This is a genomic window from Buttiauxella sp. 3AFRM03, from assembly GCF_003675305.1.
Classification (GTDB): domain Bacteria; phylum Pseudomonadota; class Gammaproteobacteria; order Enterobacterales; family Enterobacteriaceae; genus Buttiauxella; species Buttiauxella ferragutiae.
The window spans coordinates 3154371-3173405 of sequence record NZ_CP033076.1; the positions used below are offsets into that span (position 1 = coordinate 3154371).

General features: G+C 50.9%; 19 protein-coding genes. 10 read left to right on the top strand and 9 right to left on the bottom strand.

Annotation, left to right across the window (positions count from 1 at the left end; all coding sequences use genetic code 11):
* Window positions 1-25 precede the first annotated feature (25 nt).
* The 3 genes from D8682_RS16105 to D8682_RS16115 all read right to left on the bottom strand — a co-directional run bounded on the left by D8682_RS16105 (window position 26) and on the right by D8682_RS16115 (window position 3729).
* Window positions 26-952, bottom strand: a complete 927-nt coding sequence (locus D8682_RS16105) for a LysR family transcriptional regulator (RefSeq protein ID WP_064542287.1) — start codon at window positions 950-952, stop codon at window positions 26-28.
* A gap of 279 nt (window positions 953-1231) precedes the next feature.
* Window positions 1232-2614 (bottom strand): M24 family metallopeptidase, encoded by a 1383-nt coding sequence (locus D8682_RS16110; protein ID WP_121814687.1) that lies wholly within the window; start codon window positions 2612-2614, stop codon window positions 1232-1234.
* A gap of 65 nt (window positions 2615-2679) precedes the next feature.
* Window positions 2680-3729, bottom strand: a complete 1050-nt coding sequence (locus tag D8682_RS16115) for an AI-2E family transporter (RefSeq protein ID WP_064542292.1) — start codon at window positions 3727-3729, stop codon at window positions 2680-2682.
* A gap of 141 nt (window positions 3730-3870) precedes the next feature.
* On the opposite strand from D8682_RS16115, the gene D8682_RS16120 reads away from it, so the two are divergent.
* Window positions 3871-5094: an MFS transporter gene (locus D8682_RS16120; protein ID WP_064542547.1), complete on the top strand. Its 1224-nt coding sequence runs from the start codon at window positions 3871-3873 to the stop codon at window positions 5092-5094.
* A 10-nt stretch (window positions 5095-5104) separates the two neighbouring features.
* Here the strand turns inward: D8682_RS16120 and D8682_RS16125 are convergent, their stop codons facing one another.
* Window positions 5105-5662: a DcrB family lipoprotein gene (locus D8682_RS16125; RefSeq protein WP_064542296.1), complete on the bottom strand. Its 558-nt coding sequence runs from the start codon at window positions 5660-5662 to the stop codon at window positions 5105-5107.
* Window positions 5663-5734: 72 nt separating this feature from the next.
* Window positions 5735-6400 (bottom strand): 7-cyano-7-deazaguanine/7-aminomethyl-7-deazaguanine transporter, encoded by a 666-nt coding sequence (locus D8682_RS16130; protein ID WP_064542299.1) that lies wholly within the window; start codon window positions 6398-6400, stop codon window positions 5735-5737.
* A 175-nt stretch (window positions 6401-6575) separates the two neighbouring features.
* On the opposite strand from D8682_RS16130, the gene tusA reads away from it, so the two are divergent.
* The 4 genes from tusA to D8682_RS16150 all read left to right on the top strand — a co-directional run bounded on the left by tusA (window position 6576) and on the right by D8682_RS16150 (window position 9848).
* Window positions 6576-6821, top strand: coding sequence for a sulfurtransferase TusA (tusA, locus tag D8682_RS16135; RefSeq protein WP_064542301.1), 246 nt, complete (start codon window positions 6576-6578; stop codon window positions 6819-6821).
* 198 nt (window positions 6822-7019) lie between these two features.
* A complete protein-coding gene (locus tag D8682_RS16140) occupies window positions 7020-8003 on the top strand; it encodes a TRAP transporter substrate-binding protein (protein WP_064542303.1) in 984 nt (327 codons plus the stop codon).
* Between the two features lie 34 nt (window positions 8004-8037).
* Entirely contained in the window at window positions 8038-8547 is a 510-nt protein-coding gene (locus D8682_RS16145; RefSeq protein ID WP_064542306.1) for a TRAP transporter small permease, read from the top strand.
* A gap of 14 nt (window positions 8548-8561) precedes the next feature.
* The gene (locus D8682_RS16150; RefSeq protein ID WP_064542309.1) at window positions 8562-9848 is read left to right on the top strand and encodes a TRAP transporter large permease; all 1287 of its coding nucleotides are present in this window, start codon (window positions 8562-8564) and stop codon (window positions 9846-9848) included.
* A gap of 89 nt (window positions 9849-9937) precedes the next feature.
* On the opposite strand, the gene zntA is transcribed toward D8682_RS16150, so the two are convergent.
* Window positions 9938-12145 (bottom strand): Zn(II)/Cd(II)/Pb(II) translocating P-type ATPase ZntA, encoded by a 2208-nt coding sequence (gene zntA, locus D8682_RS16155; RefSeq protein ID WP_121814688.1) that lies wholly within the window; start codon window positions 12143-12145, stop codon window positions 9938-9940.
* A 142-nt stretch (window positions 12146-12287) separates the two neighbouring features.
* Window positions 12288-12914: a lysoplasmalogenase gene (locus D8682_RS16160; RefSeq protein ID WP_064542315.1), complete on the bottom strand. Its 627-nt coding sequence runs from the start codon at window positions 12912-12914 to the stop codon at window positions 12288-12290.
* A gap of 143 nt (window positions 12915-13057) precedes the next feature.
* On the opposite strand from D8682_RS16160, the gene D8682_RS16165 reads away from it, so the two are divergent.
* On the top strand, window positions 13058-13420 hold the full coding sequence (locus D8682_RS16165; RefSeq protein ID WP_064542318.1) for a DUF2500 domain-containing protein: 363 nt from the start codon (window positions 13058-13060) through the stop codon (window positions 13418-13420).
* A gap of 7 nt (window positions 13421-13427) precedes the next feature.
* On the opposite strand, the gene D8682_RS16170 is transcribed toward D8682_RS16165, so the two are convergent.
* Window positions 13428-13697, bottom strand: a complete 270-nt coding sequence (locus D8682_RS16170; RefSeq protein WP_064542321.1) for a DUF1145 family protein — start codon at window positions 13695-13697, stop codon at window positions 13428-13430.
* Between the two features lie 11 nt (window positions 13698-13708).
* Window positions 13709-14284 carry a 16S rRNA (guanine(966)-N(2))-methyltransferase gene (gene rsmD, locus D8682_RS16175; RefSeq protein WP_064542324.1) on the bottom strand — a complete coding sequence of 192 codons (576 nt, stop codon included), beginning with the start codon at window positions 14282-14284 and terminating at the stop codon, window positions 13709-13711.
* Between the two features lie 160 nt (window positions 14285-14444).
* Here rsmD and ftsY point away from each other — a divergent pair, with 160 nt between their 5' ends.
* The 4 genes from ftsY (at window position 14445) to rpoH (ending at window position 18926) form a co-directional block, all read left to right on the top strand.
* Window positions 14445-16094 carry a signal recognition particle-docking protein FtsY gene (gene ftsY / locus D8682_RS16180; RefSeq protein WP_121814689.1) on the top strand — a complete coding sequence of 550 codons (1650 nt, stop codon included), beginning with the start codon at window positions 14445-14447 and terminating at the stop codon, window positions 16092-16094.
* A gap of 2 nt (window positions 16095-16096) precedes the next feature.
* Window positions 16097-16765, top strand: coding sequence for a cell division ATP-binding protein FtsE (ftsE, locus tag D8682_RS16185; RefSeq protein ID WP_064542330.1), 669 nt, complete (start codon window positions 16097-16099; stop codon window positions 16763-16765).
* On the top strand, window positions 16743-17813 hold the full coding sequence (ftsX, locus tag D8682_RS16190; RefSeq protein ID WP_269811582.1) for a permease-like cell division protein FtsX: 1071 nt from the start codon (window positions 16743-16745) through the stop codon (window positions 17811-17813). Before ftsE ends, ftsX begins: the two co-directional genes overlap by 23 nt.
* A 258-nt stretch (window positions 17814-18071) precedes the next feature.
* Window positions 18072-18926 carry an RNA polymerase sigma factor RpoH gene (gene rpoH / locus D8682_RS16195; RefSeq protein ID WP_034499532.1) on the top strand — a complete coding sequence of 285 codons (855 nt, stop codon included), beginning with the start codon at window positions 18072-18074 and terminating at the stop codon, window positions 18924-18926.
* Window positions 18927-19035: the final 109 nt, after the last annotated feature.

The following is a 19035-nucleotide window of genomic DNA, read 5'->3' on the forward strand; positions in this document are numbered from 1 at the left end:
GCGACATCCACCCTTTTATTTCCCGTTATAATAAGCCTTTGATCGATTTGATAATCGATGAGAAGGCTTTATTTTTCAGCGACTTTTTCTTGTATGTCATATACAGCGTGATATCGGGAATAATAAACTCATCTTTAAACGCCACCGCTGAAAGATTATAAGTCGATTTGAATTTTTCATAAGCTTTAAAGGGTACTAAAGCCAGTAAAGAGGAATTTTCTGCCACGGAAAATAATGTCGTTAATGACGGTGTGGAAAATTGATAGGAAAATTTCCCGTGCTGCATTTCGATGGTGTTTTTAATTTTTCTGGCTGCCAGTGAATTGCTTGATATTGATATGTATTTTTCTTTTTGTAGTGAGTCAGAGTCCACTGGTCCGTTGGCAAGATGATGATTTTTACTGCAAATAAAAATCAATGAGTCGTGATAAACCACCTCGCTGGCATAGGCTGGATTATGGTTTTCATTGATATCCAGCACAATGTCAGCATATTGTTTGGATAAAATATCGTCATCTGTGACTTCTACTCCATATTGGTTGACGTGTTGAATACTGTAGTTTTCATTATTTTCATAGATGTTATTGACCAATAATGGGAAGACGTTCCATGAGTAATAATTAGAGCAATAAATAACATAATGGGTTTTGGTATCAGAAGTGACAACATGCCCCACGTAATCAATAAAAGGTTCGAGTTTTTTCTCTATCTGATGATGGAGTTCGTTGGCAAGCAATGTGGCTCTGAGAAGATTATTTTCTCTGATAAACAATGAATCATCAAAGTAAGTTCTCAGCTTCTGTAAGGATTGGCTGATAGCCGATGGCGTAACCTGCATTTTGGTTGCAGCCTTGGTCATGCTTTTGTGTAAATACACCATCTCGAACACGATTAATAAGTTCAAATCGAAATTCTTTATTGCATCAAACTTTCTTGATGAGTCGCTACGCATAACGTCACCTTGCAGAAAATAGCGTTTAAATTTATATGTTTTTTATGGTTAAATGTATATAACTAACTGATTTTAAAATATTTTAATGCATGATGTTTGATCTAAAATGCTGATGGTTACTTCTAAAGCATAGAACGTTTTATCTGCTTTATTCTAAAAATAAGCATATTTAAATGTCTTCAATTGTCAGGGCTATAATATTATTTTTTAATTCATCTTATTCTGATGGATAAAGAGTGAACTCGTCATCCATCAGGTTTTTATTGTCAGGCGAAAGTGTTATTGGCAAATTAACGCCATTTCTTTATTTAACAAGTAAGGTCGTAAATAACCCACTGTGTTGGATAACGGCAACACATCGTCGTGAAGTTTGATATTTAATACATCGCGAATGTAGGTGCGACGCTGTTGAATACGCTGCCAAACTTCTGGATACAGTGCGGCTAATTGCAAGCGCAAAGGTTCATCGGCAAGAGCAATAGTGTCTTCAATACTGGCTCCGGCGTAACCCTGGCGCGATGGGATAATGTCGATTTGCAGCAACATTCCGCTGGATAAAGCAATATCCGATGCCGGGTAAATCGGTGAACAGAGCCATTCTTCATCGGCAACTAAATGGCCAGGGTTCAGGTGCCAGTGGTATTCATTTTTCGGCAAAACACCTTCAATCAGTTCATAGACTTCGTGGCCTTTCACACCGACGCGCATATGTTCCAGCCAGGTGACCACCGCGTGGTAATAAGGGATGGCGACCACATCGAGATAATCACGGACTTCTTCAGCAAGTTCGCTGGCGTTGTTCACTACATATGCCGCGCGGCTGGTTAAACCGCCTTTGTAGCTGACGGTGAGCGAGAATTTGTCGCCAGCCTGAATCTGTTTATCGGCAGGATATAAATTGGCGTTGGCAAAACGCTCGCCAGTTGCGGCAATAGTCACAACGTTATTAGCTTGTCCGTCGGCGGCCAACAATGCCGCAATCGACTTTTCAGTTTTACCCAATTCAACCGCATTCAGTGCCGTTAGCGCGGCACTCGACGCCAGGTTTGCGCCGTATTCGTAGTGGGCGATTTCGTTGGCGTTATTGATGATACGAGCGCCATCACGCGGTGAAATAAACAGCCCGGTGGCATTGAGCAGCTCACATTCGGAAGTGAGTGCGGCCTGAAGTGCCTGGAAAATAAATGTCGGAATATCAAACAGTGACGGGTTGTTATCGTGGGTTCCGGTGAACAGTTTCCATCCAGCGATGCCAACGCGATGTTGCTCGCGAAGCCCGGCCTGTTGCAGTACTTCGCTCAGTGAAAGCGTGGTGTCCATCGGTTGGTTGGGCAATGAAAACCACGGAGCGTGAACCACACGGGCTGGAACTCTGGAGTGCCTGGCGAGCTTAAGGTTTTCATTACCGAGTACCAGCACCGCTTCACCGCTTTTATGCAGCACCAACAAACCTTCTTCAAAGCGCGGGATGAAACCGGTCAGATACTCAAAGTTCCCGCCATGTTCTTTGTCGGCATAGATGACCAGCGCATCCAGGTTCTGTCGCGCCATTGCCTGCAAAATTTTGCTGCGGCGTTGTTGAAGGGTCTGGTCATTTAACACAACGCTCGGCACGTTGAGGTAAATCTCGGGTTGTTTGATGGTGGCAAGCGTAATTGGCATGGGTCTGTCACTCCTTTTTCTTTACCCTGAATAAACGTTAACTTACCACCTGGCTAATTTTGAGCCTATCCCGGTAACCGAGTTTTGGGACGGCCAGGACCCAGTAACAAGGCCAGCTTGTTGCCGCCCTGAGTGGTTTCCATCAAAATTTTACATACGCTGGTGAGCGGCACTGAAAGCAGCATGCCCACCGGGCCGAGCAGCCATCCCCAGAACAGTAACGAAAGGAAGACCACGAAGGTCGACATCCCGAGGCCACGGCCCATCATGCGCGGCTCGACAATATTCCCCAACACCATATGCACCGCAAGGAACAGTGAGCCGACCATAACCATTTCGTAGGTGCCGTTAAACAAAAACGCCTGAATCATTGGCGGGATAGCGGAAATAACCGAACCAATATTAGGGATGTAATTCAGCAAAAAGCCCAATACGCCCCACATCAGCGCAAATTGCACACCCATCAACTCCAGCCCGAGCCAGATAATCAACCCAGTCCATAGGCTAATCAGCGTTTTGAGTGCCAGATAATGCGTCACACCTTTGAGTGCGCGATGCAGGCTGGCGATATGAATTTTCGGGTTGGCCAGAGAGAAGCGCAGTTTATACGGAACGTGGCGCACCTCGAACAGCATAAAGACCACGGTCATCACCAGCAGTAAAATGCTGGCCATCGCGCCGGAAAGCCCGGTCATCAGCGTTGTGGCGTACGACATCACTTTCTCGGAATCCATGCGCTGCAACATGCGCTCGGGCGATAATCGCAGGTGCATAAACGGCAACATCTTTTCGAGCTCAAACACCTTTTGCGTCAGCATCTTGTTGTATTTCGGCAGCATATCGATGAATTCACTCATTGACGCGGCCAGCACCCCGACCAGCATGGTGAGTACAATCAACATCACGAAGACCACTATCGAAATAGCCAGGGGTCGGTTTACGCCACGGCGAATAAACCAGGTGACCAGCGGGTTTAGGACGATGGCGAAGAACAGTGCCAGCAAGAGCTGGACAATGATGTCTGCCGCTGCATGAATCCCGGCGAGAATAACCACCAGTGCGGCAAGTTTTAGCAGAATATGTAGCCCGGTTTTATCGGGTTCAGGAGCGACCATCGGGAGATCCTATGCGCGGAGAATCTTCTTAGTGTAGCGCTTCGTTTTTTTCTCACGGCAGGGCAACTCTGAAATACTGGTGCTGAAATGTGAAACCTGAAGTGTATATACTGAGGAACGCTGTTTTAAAAGTGAATGACCATGCCTGATCTCACACCCACCCCCGCATTAAGCAGTTACCGTCTTAACCTACAGATTGTCTCTGTAGTGATGTTCAACTTTGCCAGCTATATGACGATTGGCCTGCCGCTCGCGGTATTGCCGGGTTACGTTCATGACGTGATGGGCTACAGCGCGTTTTGGGCGGGGCTGGTGATTAGCCTCCAGTATTTCGCCACCCTGCTGAGCCGCCCGCACGCCGGGCGTTATGCCGATATTCTGGGCCCAAAAAAAATCGTTATCTTCGGTTTGTGCGGCTGTTTCCTCAGTGGCGCGAGCTACATGCTGGCGGCGTTTGGTAGCGCATGGCCGTTGGTTAGCCTGCTGTTACTCTGCCTTGGGCGCGTCATTTTAGGGATTGGGCAGAGTTTTGCGGGTACCGGTTCAACGCTTTGGGGCGTGGGTGTCGTCGGGTCGTTGCATATTGGACGGGTGATTTCCTGGAACGGTATTGTGACTTATGGCGCGATGGCGATGGGCGCACCGCTTGGCGTGCTGTTCTATCACCTTGGTGGCCTCAAACTGTTAGCGGGAATCATTATGGCAGTGGCGCTGATAGCCGTGCTGCTGGCGCTTCCGCGCCCGGCGGTGAAAGCCAGTAAAGGCAAACCACTGCCATTTCGTGCAGTGCTTGGGCGTGTGTGGCCATACGGAATGGCGCTCGCGCTGGCATCGGCAGGTTTTGGGGTGATCGCCACGTTTATCACCCTGTTTTACGATGCCAAAGGCTGGGACGGCGCAGCCTTCGCGCTCACGCTGTTTAGCTGTGCTTTCGTCGGCACGCGTTTACTTTTCCCGAATGGGATTAACCGCATGGGCGGTTTGAACGTGGCGATGATTTGTTTCTCGGTCGAGATTATTGGCTTGCTGCTGGTAGGGTTGGCGGTTGAACCGTGGATGGCAAAAGCCGGTACATTCCTGACAGGGGCGGGTTTCTCGCTGGTGTTCCCGGCGCTTGGCGTGGTGGCGGTGAAGATGGTACCGCAACAAAATCAGGGCAGCGCGCTGGCAACTTACACCGTGTTTATGGATTTATCGCTGGGGATTACCGGGCCGTTGGCGGGGTTCGTGATGGCGTATGCGGGTGTTTCGGTGATTTACCTGGCCGCGGCGGCTTTGGTTTGTATCGCATTACTGATGGCGTGGCAGTTAAAAAAACGGCCCCCGATTGAGCAACCGGAGGCCGTGTCATCATCACAGCAGTAACAGAAAATAATTACTTAATGGTGATGGTGTTAATGATGTTTTCAGCAGCCGTTTGCGCCAGTTGCTGGTTATCAGCAGGCAGTGTGATTTGCATAGTTAACAGCTGGTTATCAATTTTACCCAGGATAACCGACGAGTAAGCTGTCTGGCCTTTTGCTGAGATAATAGTGTCTAACTGCTGCAGCGTGTGGCCTTTGATCTCGATAGATTTATTGGTCACAACTTGCAACTGTGGGTCACGGGCACGCTGTTGATCTTCAAGACGTTTCGCCAGAGCTGACAGCTCTTCAGAAGTATCATCGCCAACAATCACAATCACCGCTTTCTGACCAGATGCATCAGAGTAGACGTGCATGTTGTTTGACTGAGTGCCCAGCTTACCGCTCTGGTCAGTCATCTCCGCAGGCAGTGCAAAGCTGATTTTCCCATCCAGCAAACTGACGGGCTGACCGGTTGCGCTGCTTTGTGCCGCTTCATTCGCAGTGGCTGTTTTGCTGTCATTGTTATCGCAAGCGGCCAGGCCTAATACCAGCAGGCCAATACCGACATATTTTACCAGATTACCCATGACTTCTTCCTTTACGTTAGCAAGCCTTCGCGGCTGATTTCAGCATCTTATCACAAGATAATTCAACCACCGTCAACCCGGCTGCAACGCCGAACTTTCAGACTTATCTGCCAAACGTTTCAACAACATATTCAGTAGCACGCCGTACATCGGCAGGAAGAATACAATGCTGATTAGCACTTTAAAGCAGTAATCGACGATGGCGATTTCTACCCAATGTTGCGCCATAAAGGCATCCGGGCTGCGCCAGAAAGCAATAAAGAAGAATGACAGTGTGTCGCTGATATTTCCGAAGAGCGTGGATGCCGTTGGCGCAAGCCACCAGTAGCGGCTCTGGCGCAGGCGGTTAAACACGTGCACATCCAGAATCTGCCCCAATGCGTAAGCCATAAAGCTGGCAACAGCGATACGGGCGACGAACAAATTGAAATGCAAAAGTGCGTCGAACCCTTGCCAGGTGCCCATATAAAACAGCGCGGAAATACCGTAGGAAATCACCAGCGCGGGCAGCATCACGGCAAAAATAATGCGTCGAGCCAGCGGTGCACCAAAAATGCGTACCGTCAGGTCGGTTGCGAGGAAGATAAACGGAAAGCTAAACGCGCCCCAGGTGGTATGGAAACCAAAAACCGCGACCGGTAATTGCACCAAATAGTTACTGGAAGTAATCACCAGCAAATGGAATAGCGATAGCCAGAACAGCGCTTTAGTGCGCTGAGTAGAATTGAACTGCGTCATTTTGTAGCCTTTTTAGTGAAAGGGGTGAGGGAACCCTGGTCTTTTTTAAAGCGGGGGCGATGATACTGCTTTAACCCCGCATTGCAATGGTTAATTTTAGCGCAATCGTTCACGTGACTTGCGCGATAATCTGCCGGGGGTAAACTAGCGCGGTTTGTTAAATACGAGACCGCTGATGACCGATCTTTTTGCCAATCCTGACCACACTCTTGATGCTTTGGGCCTGCGCTGCCCCGAACCTGTAATGATGGTGCGTAAAACCGTGCGCAATATGCAGGCCGGTGAAACGTTACTTATCATTGCTGATGACCCCGCGACCACGCGTGACATCCCCGGGTTTTGTGTTTTTATGGAACACGAGCTTATTGCTAAACAAGTGGAATCATTGCCTTATCGCTACTTGCTGCGTAAAGGGCAATAAAACCGCTTCAGCCCCTGGCGTCTTGCTTCGGGCTTCTGAACCCGCTTTACATCTGCTTTGAACCCCAATTTCATTTTTTGTCACTTTTTGTGAAGTGCTTCACCCTCGCTTTTCTCCACGTAGTCTAGTTTTTAATCTACAAATTAAAACATTGTTTTACTTCTTATCTCAAATTTCTACCTCTGCTGGAGCGACCCAATGAAGAAGACCTTTCTGCCTGCTTTTGCTGGTTTATGTCTGTCTACCGCGTCCGTTCTGTTTGCTCAAACGGCTTGCGCCCAGGTGATTAAAGCTGCCGACGTTCATCCGGAAGGTTATCCGAATGTGGTCGCGGTGCAGCATATGGGTGAAAAACTCAAACAAGAAACCAACGGTGATTTAGAGATCAAAGTGTTCCCGAGCGGTGTGCTGGGCGATGAAAAACAGATGATTGAACAGGCGCAGATGGGGGCGATCGACATGATCCGTGTGTCGATGGCACCGGTTGCGGCGATCCTGCCGGATGTTGAAGTCTTTACTTTGCCGTATGTGTTCCGCGATGAAGATCATATGCACAAAGTGATTGACGGCGATTTAGGTAAAGAGATTGGCGCTAAGCTGACGAATAACCCGAAATCCCGCCTGGTGTTCCTCGGCTGGATGGACTCCGGCACGCGTAACCTGATTACCAAAAATCCGGTGGTGAAACCTGAAGATCTTAAAGGGATGAAAATCCGCGTTCAGGGTAGCCCGGTGGCACTGGCAACGCTAAAAGACATGGGCGCAAACTCGGTCGCGATGGGCGTGAGCGAAGTGTATAGCGGGATGCAAACCGGCGTTATCGACGGCGCGGAAAACAACCCACCGACGTTTATTGCCCACAACTACATGCCGGTCGCCAAAAACTACACGTTGAGCGGCCACTTCATTACCCCAGAAATGCTGCTTTATTCCAAAGTGAAGTGGGACAAACTGACGCCTGACCAGCAGCAAAAAATCCTTACCCTGGCGCGTGCTACGCAAATGGAACAGCGTGAACTGTGGAATGCTTACAACAAACAAGCGCTGGAAAAAATGAAAGCCGGTGGCGTTCAGTTCCACGAAATCGACAAAGCCTGGTTTGTGAAAGCCACTGAGCCGGTGCGCAAAGAGTATGGCGATAAGCATCAGGACCTGATGAAAGCTATTGCTGAAGTTCAGTAGTTATTATCGCTAACCCTTGCGTGGAGGGGATCTTATGTCCCAACGCTACTCAGATTTGATGGATAAGGTTTATTTGCTGGCGATGATTATTGCGGGGTTTTCACTGTTAGTGATGACGGTGATTATTCCGATTGGCATTTTCTCGCGCTATGCCCTGAACCGTGGGGAGTCCTGGCCGGAACCGGTAGCGATTATCTGCATGGTGACCTTCACGTTCATCGGCGCGGCGGTGAGTTACCGCGCCGGTTCGCACATCGCAGTGAATATGCTGACAGACCGTCTGCCACTGGCGTTGCAGACGTTTTGCGCACGCATTGTTGATCTGCTGATGCTGCTTATCTCGCTGGTGATGTTCTATTACAGCTTCTACCTGTGCGCCGATTTATGGGAACAGCCAGTTGCTGAATTCCCGCTCCTCACTTCCGGCCAAACCTACCTCCCGCTGCCTGTGGGCGCGATCTTACTCATTCTGTTTGTTGTCGAGCGCTTGCTGTTTGGCTCTCAAGAGAACCGCCCAATCGTGTTGCTGGGTAATCACGGTTAAGACCAGGGGATAACATGGACGCATTTATTTTATTAGCGACACTTGCGGTGCTGCTTGCAGTGGGAATGCCCGTGGCCTTTGCCGTTGGGCTAAGCGCCATTGTCGGGGCGTTATGGATAGATTTGCCGCTGGAAGCGATCATGATTCAAATCACCAGTGGGGTGAATAAATTTACCCTGCTGGCGATACCGTTCTTCATTCTGGCCGGGGCGATTATGGCGGAAGGCGGTATTGCCCGCCGCCTGGTGAACTTTGCTTATATCTTCGTTGGGTTTATTCGTGGTGGTTTGTCACTGGTGAATATCGTCGCTTCTACGTTCTTCGGAGCAATTTCCGGATCGTCCGTGGCGGATACCGCATCCATCGGTAGCGTGATGATCCCGGAAATGGAGAAAAAGGGTTATCCGCGCGAATATGCAGCAGCGGTCACGGCGAGCGGATCGGTGCAGGCGATTTTGATCCCGCCGAGCCATAACTCGGTGATTTACTCCCTGGCGGCAGGCGGTACGGTCTCTATAGCCACACTGTTTATCGCGGGTATTTTACCAGGATTGTTGCTGGGTTTCTGCCTGATGGTGATGTGCCTCGGCTTTGCCCATAAACGCGGTTACCCAAAAGGTGAACGCATTCCCTTCAAACAAGCGGTGAAAATTTTCTTCGATGCGCTGTGGGGTTTGATGACGGTGGTCATTATTCTCGGCGGGATTCTGACGGGGGTATTTACGGCGACAGAATCGGCGGCGGTGGCTTGCGTCTGGGCATTCTTCGTCACCATGTTTATCTACCGCGATTACAAATGGAATGAGTTACCAAAGCTGATGTTCCGCACGGTAAAAACGGTCTCTATCGTAATGATTTTGATTGGTTTTGCGTCGGCGTTTGGCGCGGTGATGACTTTCATGCAGTTGCCGTCACGTATCACGGAATTTTTCACTTCGCTGTCTGACAACAAATACGTGATCCTGATGTATCTCAACGTCATGCTGTTGCTGATTGGCACCTTGATGGACATGGCGCCGATCATCCTGATCCTCACGCCAGTTTTGCTGCCGGTGACCAATTCGCTGGGCATCGATCCGGTGCATTTCGGTATGATCATGATGGTGAACCTCGGCATTGGTTTGATTACTCCGCCAGTCGGTTCGGTGCTGTTTGTTGCCAGTGCGGTGAGTAAACAGAAAATCGAAGTGGTGGTGCGCGCCATGTTGCCGTTTTACGCCGTGTTGCTGGTGGTGCTGGCGATGGTGACTTACATTCCGGCGGTTTCGTTATGGTTACCGCATATGCTGGGCATGAATTAAGGCAAAACGGTGGATGACGCTTGCGCTTATCCACCCTACAAAACCAGATGTTCCGTAGGTCGGGTAAGCGCAAGCGTCACCCGACTTTTTTATTTTTTGCGCAGCAACCGCAACGCATTCGCTGTAACCAGTGCCGTCGCGCCGGAATCGGCTAACACCGCAAGCCACAGGCCGGTGAGTCCCAGCAGCGTGGTCACCAGGAAAATCCCCTTCAGTCCCAATGCTATAGTAATGTTCTGGCGAATATTGTTATGCGTTGCGCGGGCGAGGCCAATCATGCTGGCAAGCTCGGTCAGGCGGTTGTGCGTAAGTGCCGCATCTGCGGTTTCGAGCGCTACATCCGTGCCGCTACCCATCGCGATGCCGATGGTTGCCGCTTTCATGGCTGGCGCATCGTTGATGCCATCACCCACCATCGCCAGAGATGAACGGGAGTTGAGTTCATTCACCACGCTGACTTTATCGGCAGGTAGCAGGCTGGCGCGGTAATCCATGCCTAATTCCCCAGCGATGGCTGCTGCCGCTCGCGGGTTATCGCCAGTTAACATCACGCTCTGCACCCCGATTTTTCTCAGGTCAGCAACAGCCTGTTTAGCATCGCTACGCAAGGTATCTCGTAGTGCAATCGCGCCGAGTAAGCGATTTTGCTGCACCACCGCAATCACCGTTTGGCCTTCAGCTTCAAGCTGGGTAATTCGCTGCTGCCAGCTGGTGTCGAGAATGTTTTCTGCGAGTTTACCCGGTGCGCTCAGGAGCACGGTTTCGCCGTTAATAGTGGCTTCCACCCCAATACCTGCCAGCGCGCGGTTGGCGCTGGGCACCGGTAATGCCAGCCCACGGTTTTGTGCCTCACGAACAATGGCTTGTGCTAACGGGTGTGACGAACCAAGTTCTACCGCCGCCGCCAGTGCCAGCAGCTCGTTTTCATTAATCTCACCATTCATTTCAATGGCGGTGACCTGCGGTTTACCCGCGGTCAAGGTACCGGTTTTATCGAAAGCGATATGCTGAATTTTACCGAGGCGTTCAAGTGCGGCTCCGCCTTTGATTAATGCACCGCGTCGAGCGGCGGCGGCAAGCCCGGAGGTAATTGCCGCAGGGGTAGAAATCACCAGCGCGCATGGGCAACCAATCAGTAACAGCGCCAGCCCTTTGTAAATCCACTCATCCCAGCTTTGCCCGAAAAACAGTGGCGGGACGACGGCTGCCAGTAACGCAATCGCCATGATAATCGGCGTGTAAATCCGGCTGAAACGGTCGATAAAGCGCTCTATCGGTGCACGGCGTTCGTCTGCTTCTTCAATTAAACGCAAGATGCGGTCGATGGCGCTGTCGCCGGGTTCTGAAATCACTTCGAGCTGCACTAACCTGTCGACACTGGTACTGCCCGCAGGCACTTTCTCGTCTTGCTGGCGTTCGACCGGAATAGATTCGCCTGTTAGCGCGCTTTCATCAAAACTGGCGAATGGCGTTAGCAGTCGGCCATCAGCAGGTAAACGCCCGCCAGCAGCCACTTCAATGACATCGCCCGGGCGTAACTCAGCCAGTGCGATAGCTTCGCGCTCGCCGTTTCGAATGCGGGTAGCGACTTCCGGTTTCAGCGCCATTAGCGCACTGACACCACGGCGTGCGCGGCTGGCAGCGTAAGATTCCAGACGTTCGCCAATTAAGAACAGCAGCAATACCATCGCGGCTTCGGCGGTCGCGCCGATAAACAGCGCGCCAATGGCTGCGACGCTCATCAAGGTTTCAATGGCGAACCAATTACCGCTGCGTATTAGGCGCACCGCCTGGCGGGCTATCGGCCACAGGCCAACCAGCGTGGTGGCGATAAACGCGAACTTGCCGAATGGATGGTTAAATTGTTCAAGAGTCCAGCTCAGCGCCATCATCACGATCAGCAACATGAGTGGTAAGTTTTCGCGCCAGCTGGATGTTTTCTCCGCCGGGGCGGCGCTATTTCGCAGGTTGTATCCGGCGGCTTTTACCGCTTTCTCAACTTGCGGGCGAATATCGCTACTCGCAGTCACCAGCAGTTTTTGGGTGGCGAATAGCACCTGCACGCGCTGGACATCCGCCAGTTGCTTCACCGCATTTTCAACTTTGCGAGCACAGGCGGCGCAGTCCATGCCATCAACCAGCCAGCTATAACGCTCACCGGTGTCAGGAATGGTTTCAGTTTCTACAGGGGGCACGGCTTCGCTACAGCAGTCGTTACCGTGACAGGCGTCGGTTTTTATCGGCAATGGACTGAGCTTTGCTTTAGCAAATTGCGGTGGTTTTTGGGAGTTGAGCATGTGCCCTCCTGGGTAATGATAATGTTCTCATTACCCATGTTACTCTCTGGAGTTGACTCCAGAGTCAAGAGGGAAATTTTCCAGATTAAGTTCGCGGCATTTGTAGGTCGGATAAGCTTGCGCCATCCGACACTGTTTAGCCTCAAATGTACAACGCGCGGACAATCATAAAGTGCCCGGCAAAATAGCATGCCGCGGCGATAGCGCTGTCGCCCGTAAAGCGGCGGCGATAGTGGCTACCCAACCAAACAATATTGCCTAAAAGCAGTAGCGCTGCACCCACAAAGGCCGAGAAACTTGGGCGCGTTGGCAGGTAGAAATACAGCTCACCGGCCAGCCAAACCATCACCAGCGTCATGCCAATAAACGTCAGAATCGGCCAGCGGAACGTTTCGAGTCGCGTCCAAATCACTGCCACTAATAACGCCCCCACCACTAACAAAATCAGCGGTAAAGGCCAGAACAAACTAAAGGTCATCTGGCTGGCAAAATAGAGGGTATACAGCAGGTGAGAGAGGAAAAATGCCCCGATGGCGTACAGCATGCGCTGAGTGGGCAGCAGGGTGAGAGCGTCACCGAGCAGCGTTGCCGCAAGCCCCGCGAGGATCAAATAGCCTGTTGCGTTGAACATTGGCGCTTGCCAGGCCAGCAGTAATAAAAGTAAAAGGGTGACAGGTTTGAAGACCCAGCGTTGCCAGGTTGGCCCGCGATAGGAGGCATCAACGTAGAGCCAGCCGGAGAGGAATACAGCGATAAATGACCAAAGCATGGCTTGTCCTTAGGGTATTAAATTAAAATGTACCGTACTAAAAGCAAGATTCTACCTGTCAGTCTAGTGACCAATAGCGCCAGATGACAATATTCTGAGCGGCAGGGTATTCTTAAAAGTGCCTGACAATACGAGATAAATCTATGAGTAAAATGCCACTTTTCTTCATTGCTGTTGTGGCGGTAATCATCGTGGCGGCATCGTTTCGCTTTGTGCAGCAGCGTCGTCAGAATGCGGAAAATGATGCAGCACCAGTGCTGCAAAGTCATGTGCAGGTGGCGACGAAACGCGAAACGCCAGGTAATGAACGTCGCTCACGGCAACGTGAAGTCACGCCGGTTGAAGACTCGATGCGTTATGAGGTTTGGTTTCGCCCACTCAGCGGCGGGTTGGATCTGAAAATGCGTGTGGCGGCGGTGCAGTATCATGCGATGAGTGTCGGAGATACGGGGACGTTGCAGTATAAGGGGACGCGGTTTGTTGGCTTCATCCCCGACCCCCAATAGGATGACTTTACTTGCCCTGGCGGAGTTTCTTCTGCCAGACCAGCAACTCAAACACCCCAAAGATGAAAATCTTAATTTGCTGAGCACGGCTCAACGGCGGGCTATCTTTCGGTTGGGTTGATTTCAGCAGCGCCAGCTGCATACCGTGCATCAACACGGTGAAGATCAGCGCGACGTTAACAAAGATATTCAGCGGCCGTGGGAACGGCTGGAAAATATTTAATAACAAAAATCCCCAAACGCCCAGCATCAACAAGCGGCCTATATTAATCAGCATGATGTCGTTCCTTAAATTTCACGACTAAATAAACGGTAAGCGACCTGGCCTGCGACTTTTTCACGATGCAGCGACCAGCTTGCTGGCACTGCGGGCATGCCATTTTCAACTTCGCTTTCAACGTAAATCAGTGCTTCGTCTGCCAGCCAGCCATTGCTTTCTAACAGCGCTAATGTCTCGTCCAACAACCCTTTGCGGAAAGGCGGATCAACAAACACGATAGTGTGCGGCTCGCCAGGCTGTGCCAGGAAATTGAGCGTATTGGTGTTCACTACTTTTCCATTAGCCGCTTTTAAGGTGGCGAGATTCTTTTGCAGCTGTTGCGAAACATGGCGGTCCATCTCCAGCAAGGTGGCGCTGGTGGCGTAACGCGATAAGGCTTCCAGCCCCAGCGCACCGCTTCCGGCAAAGCAGTCCAGCACAGTAGCCTCGACCATTGACGGTGCCAGCCAGTTAAACAGGGTTTCACGTACTCTATCCGTTGTTGGACGCAGGCCAGGGCTGTCTGGGACGGGCAGTTTACGGCCGCGCCATTGGCCGCCAATAATACGGATCTGGCCGGTGCCAGTAGATTGCGGTTTTTTCATGAGACTCACTGCGATGCAATTTCTTGCCGTCTAGTGTAACGGTGTGTGTAAAGCGGGGAAAGTGATAGACTAACGTATTCATTCGATAATTATTTTCAGTGCCCGTGGCAAGCTCAATCGGGCCTGTGCCATGAATTAACAGCGAGGGGTGTGTTCGCAAATGGCGAAAGAGAAAAAACGTGGCTTTTTTTCATGGCTAGGCTTTGGCCAGAAAGAGCAGGCTTCTGAAGCAGAATCAGAACAAAAAGTAACAGAAGAACAAGCGGTTGCCGAAGAAGTTGTTGAGCAGGTTATTGAGCCTGAACAGCCACAAGCGGCGGAAGAAACTGTACAGCCTGACGACGCTAAGCCAGAAATCCAGACAGAGGTTCAATCTGAAATTCAGCCAGTAACTCTGCCTGAAGCCGAACCTGTGGTGCTTGATAAGCACGAAGAGCCCGAAGCCTTCGCAGAAGAGATCGTCGAAGTCACCGAAAAGCTCGCAGAGAGCGAAGTGGTGGTGGTTGAGCCTGAAATCACTCCAGAACCTGAAGTAACGGCACTAGTTGCTGTTGAACACGAAGAGTTGCCGGTTCCAGAAGAGATCGCTCCAGAAATTGAGCCAGTACCGGAGCCAGAAGAGTGGCAGCCGGAGCAAGAGCCAGTTGTTGTTGAAGATATTGTTGAAGATGTTGTTGAGCCTGAGGCGCTTGCTGAACCTGAAGAAGTGACCATTCTTCCGGTAGAAAATGTGGTTGTTGAGGAAGCGCTGATTGAAGCTATTCCTGTTGCTGCCATCGTTGTTGAAGAAGTGCAGGCCGAGCTGGAACCTGAAGAAGCCGAAGAATCTCCGGCTGAAGAAGAACCTCAGCAAGAACAAGAGCCTCAGCAAGAACAAGAAAAACCAACCAAAGAAGGTTTCTTTGCGCGTCTCAAACGCAGCTTAATTAAGACTAAACAGAACCTCGGTTCCGGATTTATCAGTCTATTCCGCGGCAAGAAAATCGACGATGATCTGTTTGAAGAACTCGAAGAGCAGCTGCTGATCGCCGATGTTGGCGTCGAAACCACACGCAAAATCATCACCAATCTGACAGAAGGTGCGAGCCGCAAAGAGTTGCGTGACGCCGAAGCGTTATACGGCCTGCTGAAAGAAGAGATGGGCGAAATCCTCGCGAAAGTCGATGAGCCACTGAAAGTTGAAGGCAAAACACCATTTGTTATCCTGATGGTCGGTGTTAACGGAGTGGGTAAAACCACCACCATCGGCAAACTGGCGCGTCAGTTCCAGCAAGAAGGTAAATCTGTAATGCTGGCAGCGGGTGATACATTCCGTGCCGCAGCGGTAGAACAATTGCAGGTATGGGGCGATCGCAACAATATTCCGGTTATTGCCCAGCATACTGGTGCTGATTCTGCGTCAGTGATTTTCGATGCCATTCAGGCTGCGAAAGCGCGTAACGTCGATGTACTTCTGGCGGATACTGCAGGGCGTTTGCAGAACAAAGCGCACCTGATGGAAGAGCTGAAGAAAATCGTCCGCGTAATGAAAAAACTGGACGAAGATGCACCGCATGAGGTTATGCTCACCCTCGATGCCAGCACGGGTCAGAACGCGATTAGCCAGGCTAAATTGTTCCATGAAGCCGTTGGATTGACAGGCATTACGCTAACCAAACTGGATGGTACAGCCAAAGGCGGCGTGATTTTCTCCGTTGCCGATCAGTTTGGTATTCCGATTCGCTATATTGGCGTCGGCGAGCGTATTGAGGACTTGCGTCCGTTTAATGCGGGCGATTTTATTGAGGCACTTTTTGCCCGAGAGGATTAACCATGATTCGCTTTGAACACGTTAGTAAGGCCTATCTCGGCGGGAGACAAGCGTTGCAGGGAGTGACCTTCCATATGCAACCTGGTGAGATGGCTTTTCTGACCGGTCACTCTGGAGCAGGGAAAAGTACTCTGCTCAAGCTTATCTGCGGTATTGAGCGGCCAAGTGCGGGGAAAATTGCTTTTGGCGGCCATGATATTAGCCGCCTCAAGAGCCGCGAAGTGCCGTTCCTGCGTCGTCAGATTGGCATGATCTTCCAGGATCACCATTTGTTGATGGACAGAACCGTGTACGACAACGTGGCTATCCCGCTGATTATCGCGGGTGCCAGCGGTGAAGACATTCGCCGCCGTGTTTCGGCGGCACTCGATAAAGTCGGCCTGCTCGATAAAGCGAAAAGTTTCCCGATCCAACTCTCTGGTGGTGAACAACAGCGTGTGGGGATTGCCCGCGCGGTTGTGAATAAGCCCGCTGTGTTGCTGGCAGATGAACCAACCGGTAACCTTGATGATGCACTCTCGGAAGGGATTTTACGTCTGTTCGAGGAATTTAACCGCGTCGGCGTAACGGTTCTGATGGCGACGCACGATATGGGGCTGATTTCCCGCCGTAACTATCGCATGTTGACGTTAAGTGACGGCCATTTGCATGGAGGCCTGGCAGGTGAATAAACGCAGCGCGCTCAATCATATAAAGCGCTTCAGCAACAGGCTGGATAAAATCAACTCGCTGAGTAAGTTAGGGGATTTAGGCCGCTCGGTGAAAAAACGCGGCAAAGGGCCTCAGTCGAAAAGTAAATCGCTCAAAGGCGGCGTAAACGAACAATTCCGTTACGCCTGGCAGGGTGCTTTACAAGACCTGCGCAGCAAGCCTTTAGCCACCTTCCTGACGGTGATGGTGATTGCCATTTCCCTGACGTTGCCAAGCGTGTGCTACATGGTTTACAAGAACGTCAATCAGGCCGCTACGCAATATTATCCTTCCCCGCAAATCACCGTTTATCTCGACAAAGCGCTCGATGATAACGCCGCGCAGCAAGTCGTCGGCGCGATTCAGGCGGAAGAGGGCGTCGATAAAGTTAACTATCTTTCGCGTGACGAAGCGCTGGGTGAGTTCCGCAACTGGTCGGGCTTTGGTGGCGCGCTGGATATGCTGGAAGAAAACCCGCTGCCTGCGGTTGCGGTGGTGAATCCCAAACTCGACTTCCAGACTACCGACCATCTGAATACCTTGCGTGACCGCGTGGCACGGATTAACGGTGTCGATGAAGTCCGTATGGATGACAGTTGGTTTGCTCGTCTTGCCTCGCTGACCGGTCTTGTGGGGCGTGTCGCAGCAATGATTGGCGTGTTGATGGTTGCAGCGGTGTTCCTGGTGATTGGTAACAGCGTACGTCTGAGCATCTTTGCCCGTCGCGACACCATCAACGTGCAAAAACTGATTGGTGCTACCGATGGATTTATCCTGCGCCCGTTCCTGTACGGTGGTGCACTGTTAGGTTTCAGCGGCGCATTTTTGTCGCTGATTCTGACTGAAATTCTGGTGTGGCGCTTGTCCTCTGCGGTCACGCAAGTCGCACAAGTATTTGGCACTAAGTTTGACCTCACGGGCTTAGGTTTCGACGAATGCTTGCTGTTGCTGCTGGTGGCGTCGATGAGCGGTTGGCTGGCGGCGTGGATCGCGACCGTGCAACATTTACGTCGTTTTACCCCAGAGTAAAAATTTTTTGATATACTTGTCCCCTGCTACGAAGTACCCGTCAGCAGGGGACACGCTCCCACCTCGGTTAGTGTTTCTCCTGCCCAGTTTCATAGCTCTGTCACATTTTGTGTGTAATACAAGCACAGCTTTACAGTGAACTTGTGGATAACCTCACTGTCTGAGGTTACTGTGAATGGTACGGTTTGGCGCCTGGCGAATAGCCTGGTGCAGCAAGATTGTAGCAACCTGTACTTTAGTTTCTAAGAGAGGGTTTGAATGACCAAAGAAATGCAAAATTTAGCTTTAGCCCCTGTTGGTAACCTGGAATCTTATATCCGGGCCGCTAATTCCTGGCCGATGTTAACGGCTGAGGAAGAGAAGGAGCTGGCTGAAAAGCTGCATTACCAGGGCGATCTGGAAGCAGCGAAAAGGCTGATCCTGTCTCACCTGCGCTTTGTTGTTCATATCGCTCGTAATTACTCGGGCTATGGCTTGCCGCAGGCTGACTTGATTCAGGAAGGCAACATCGGCCTGATGAAGGCTGTGCGCCGCTTTAACCCGGAAGTGGGTGTCCGTCTGGTGTCGTTTGCTGTGCACTGGATCAAAGCTGAAATTCACGAATACGTGCTGCGTAACTGGCGTATTGTGAAAGTGGCAACCACTAAAGCACAACGTAAGTTGTTCTTTAACCTGCGTAAAACCAAGCAACGTCTGGGTTGGTTCAACCAGGACGAAGTGGAAATGGTCGCCAACGAGCTGGGGGTTTCCAGCAAAGATGTCCGTGAAATGGAATCGCGCATGGCGGCGCAGGACATGACGTTCGACATGGGCAACGACGACGATTCAGACAGCGCGCCAATGGCTCCTGTGCTGTTCTTGCAGGATAAGTCTTCTAACTTTGCCGATGGCATTGAAGACGACAACTGGGAATCGCACGCGGCTGATAAACTCAGCGATGCCATGCTAGGTCTGGATGAACGCAGCCAGGATATTATCCGTGCCCGTTGGCTTGATGAAGACAACAAAAGCACGCTGCAAGAACTAGCCGACCGTTACGGCGTTTCCGCTGAGCGTGTACGCCAGCTTGAAAAGAACGCGATGAAAAAACTGCGCATGGCCATCGAAGCGTAAGTTATTTCGTCAGATAAAAAACCGCCTTCCGGGGCGGTTTTTTTATGCCTGTCACTTTCCCATTCAGCTTGTGAAAAAATTGTTATTCCAAAAGCCGTAAATTCGGGTA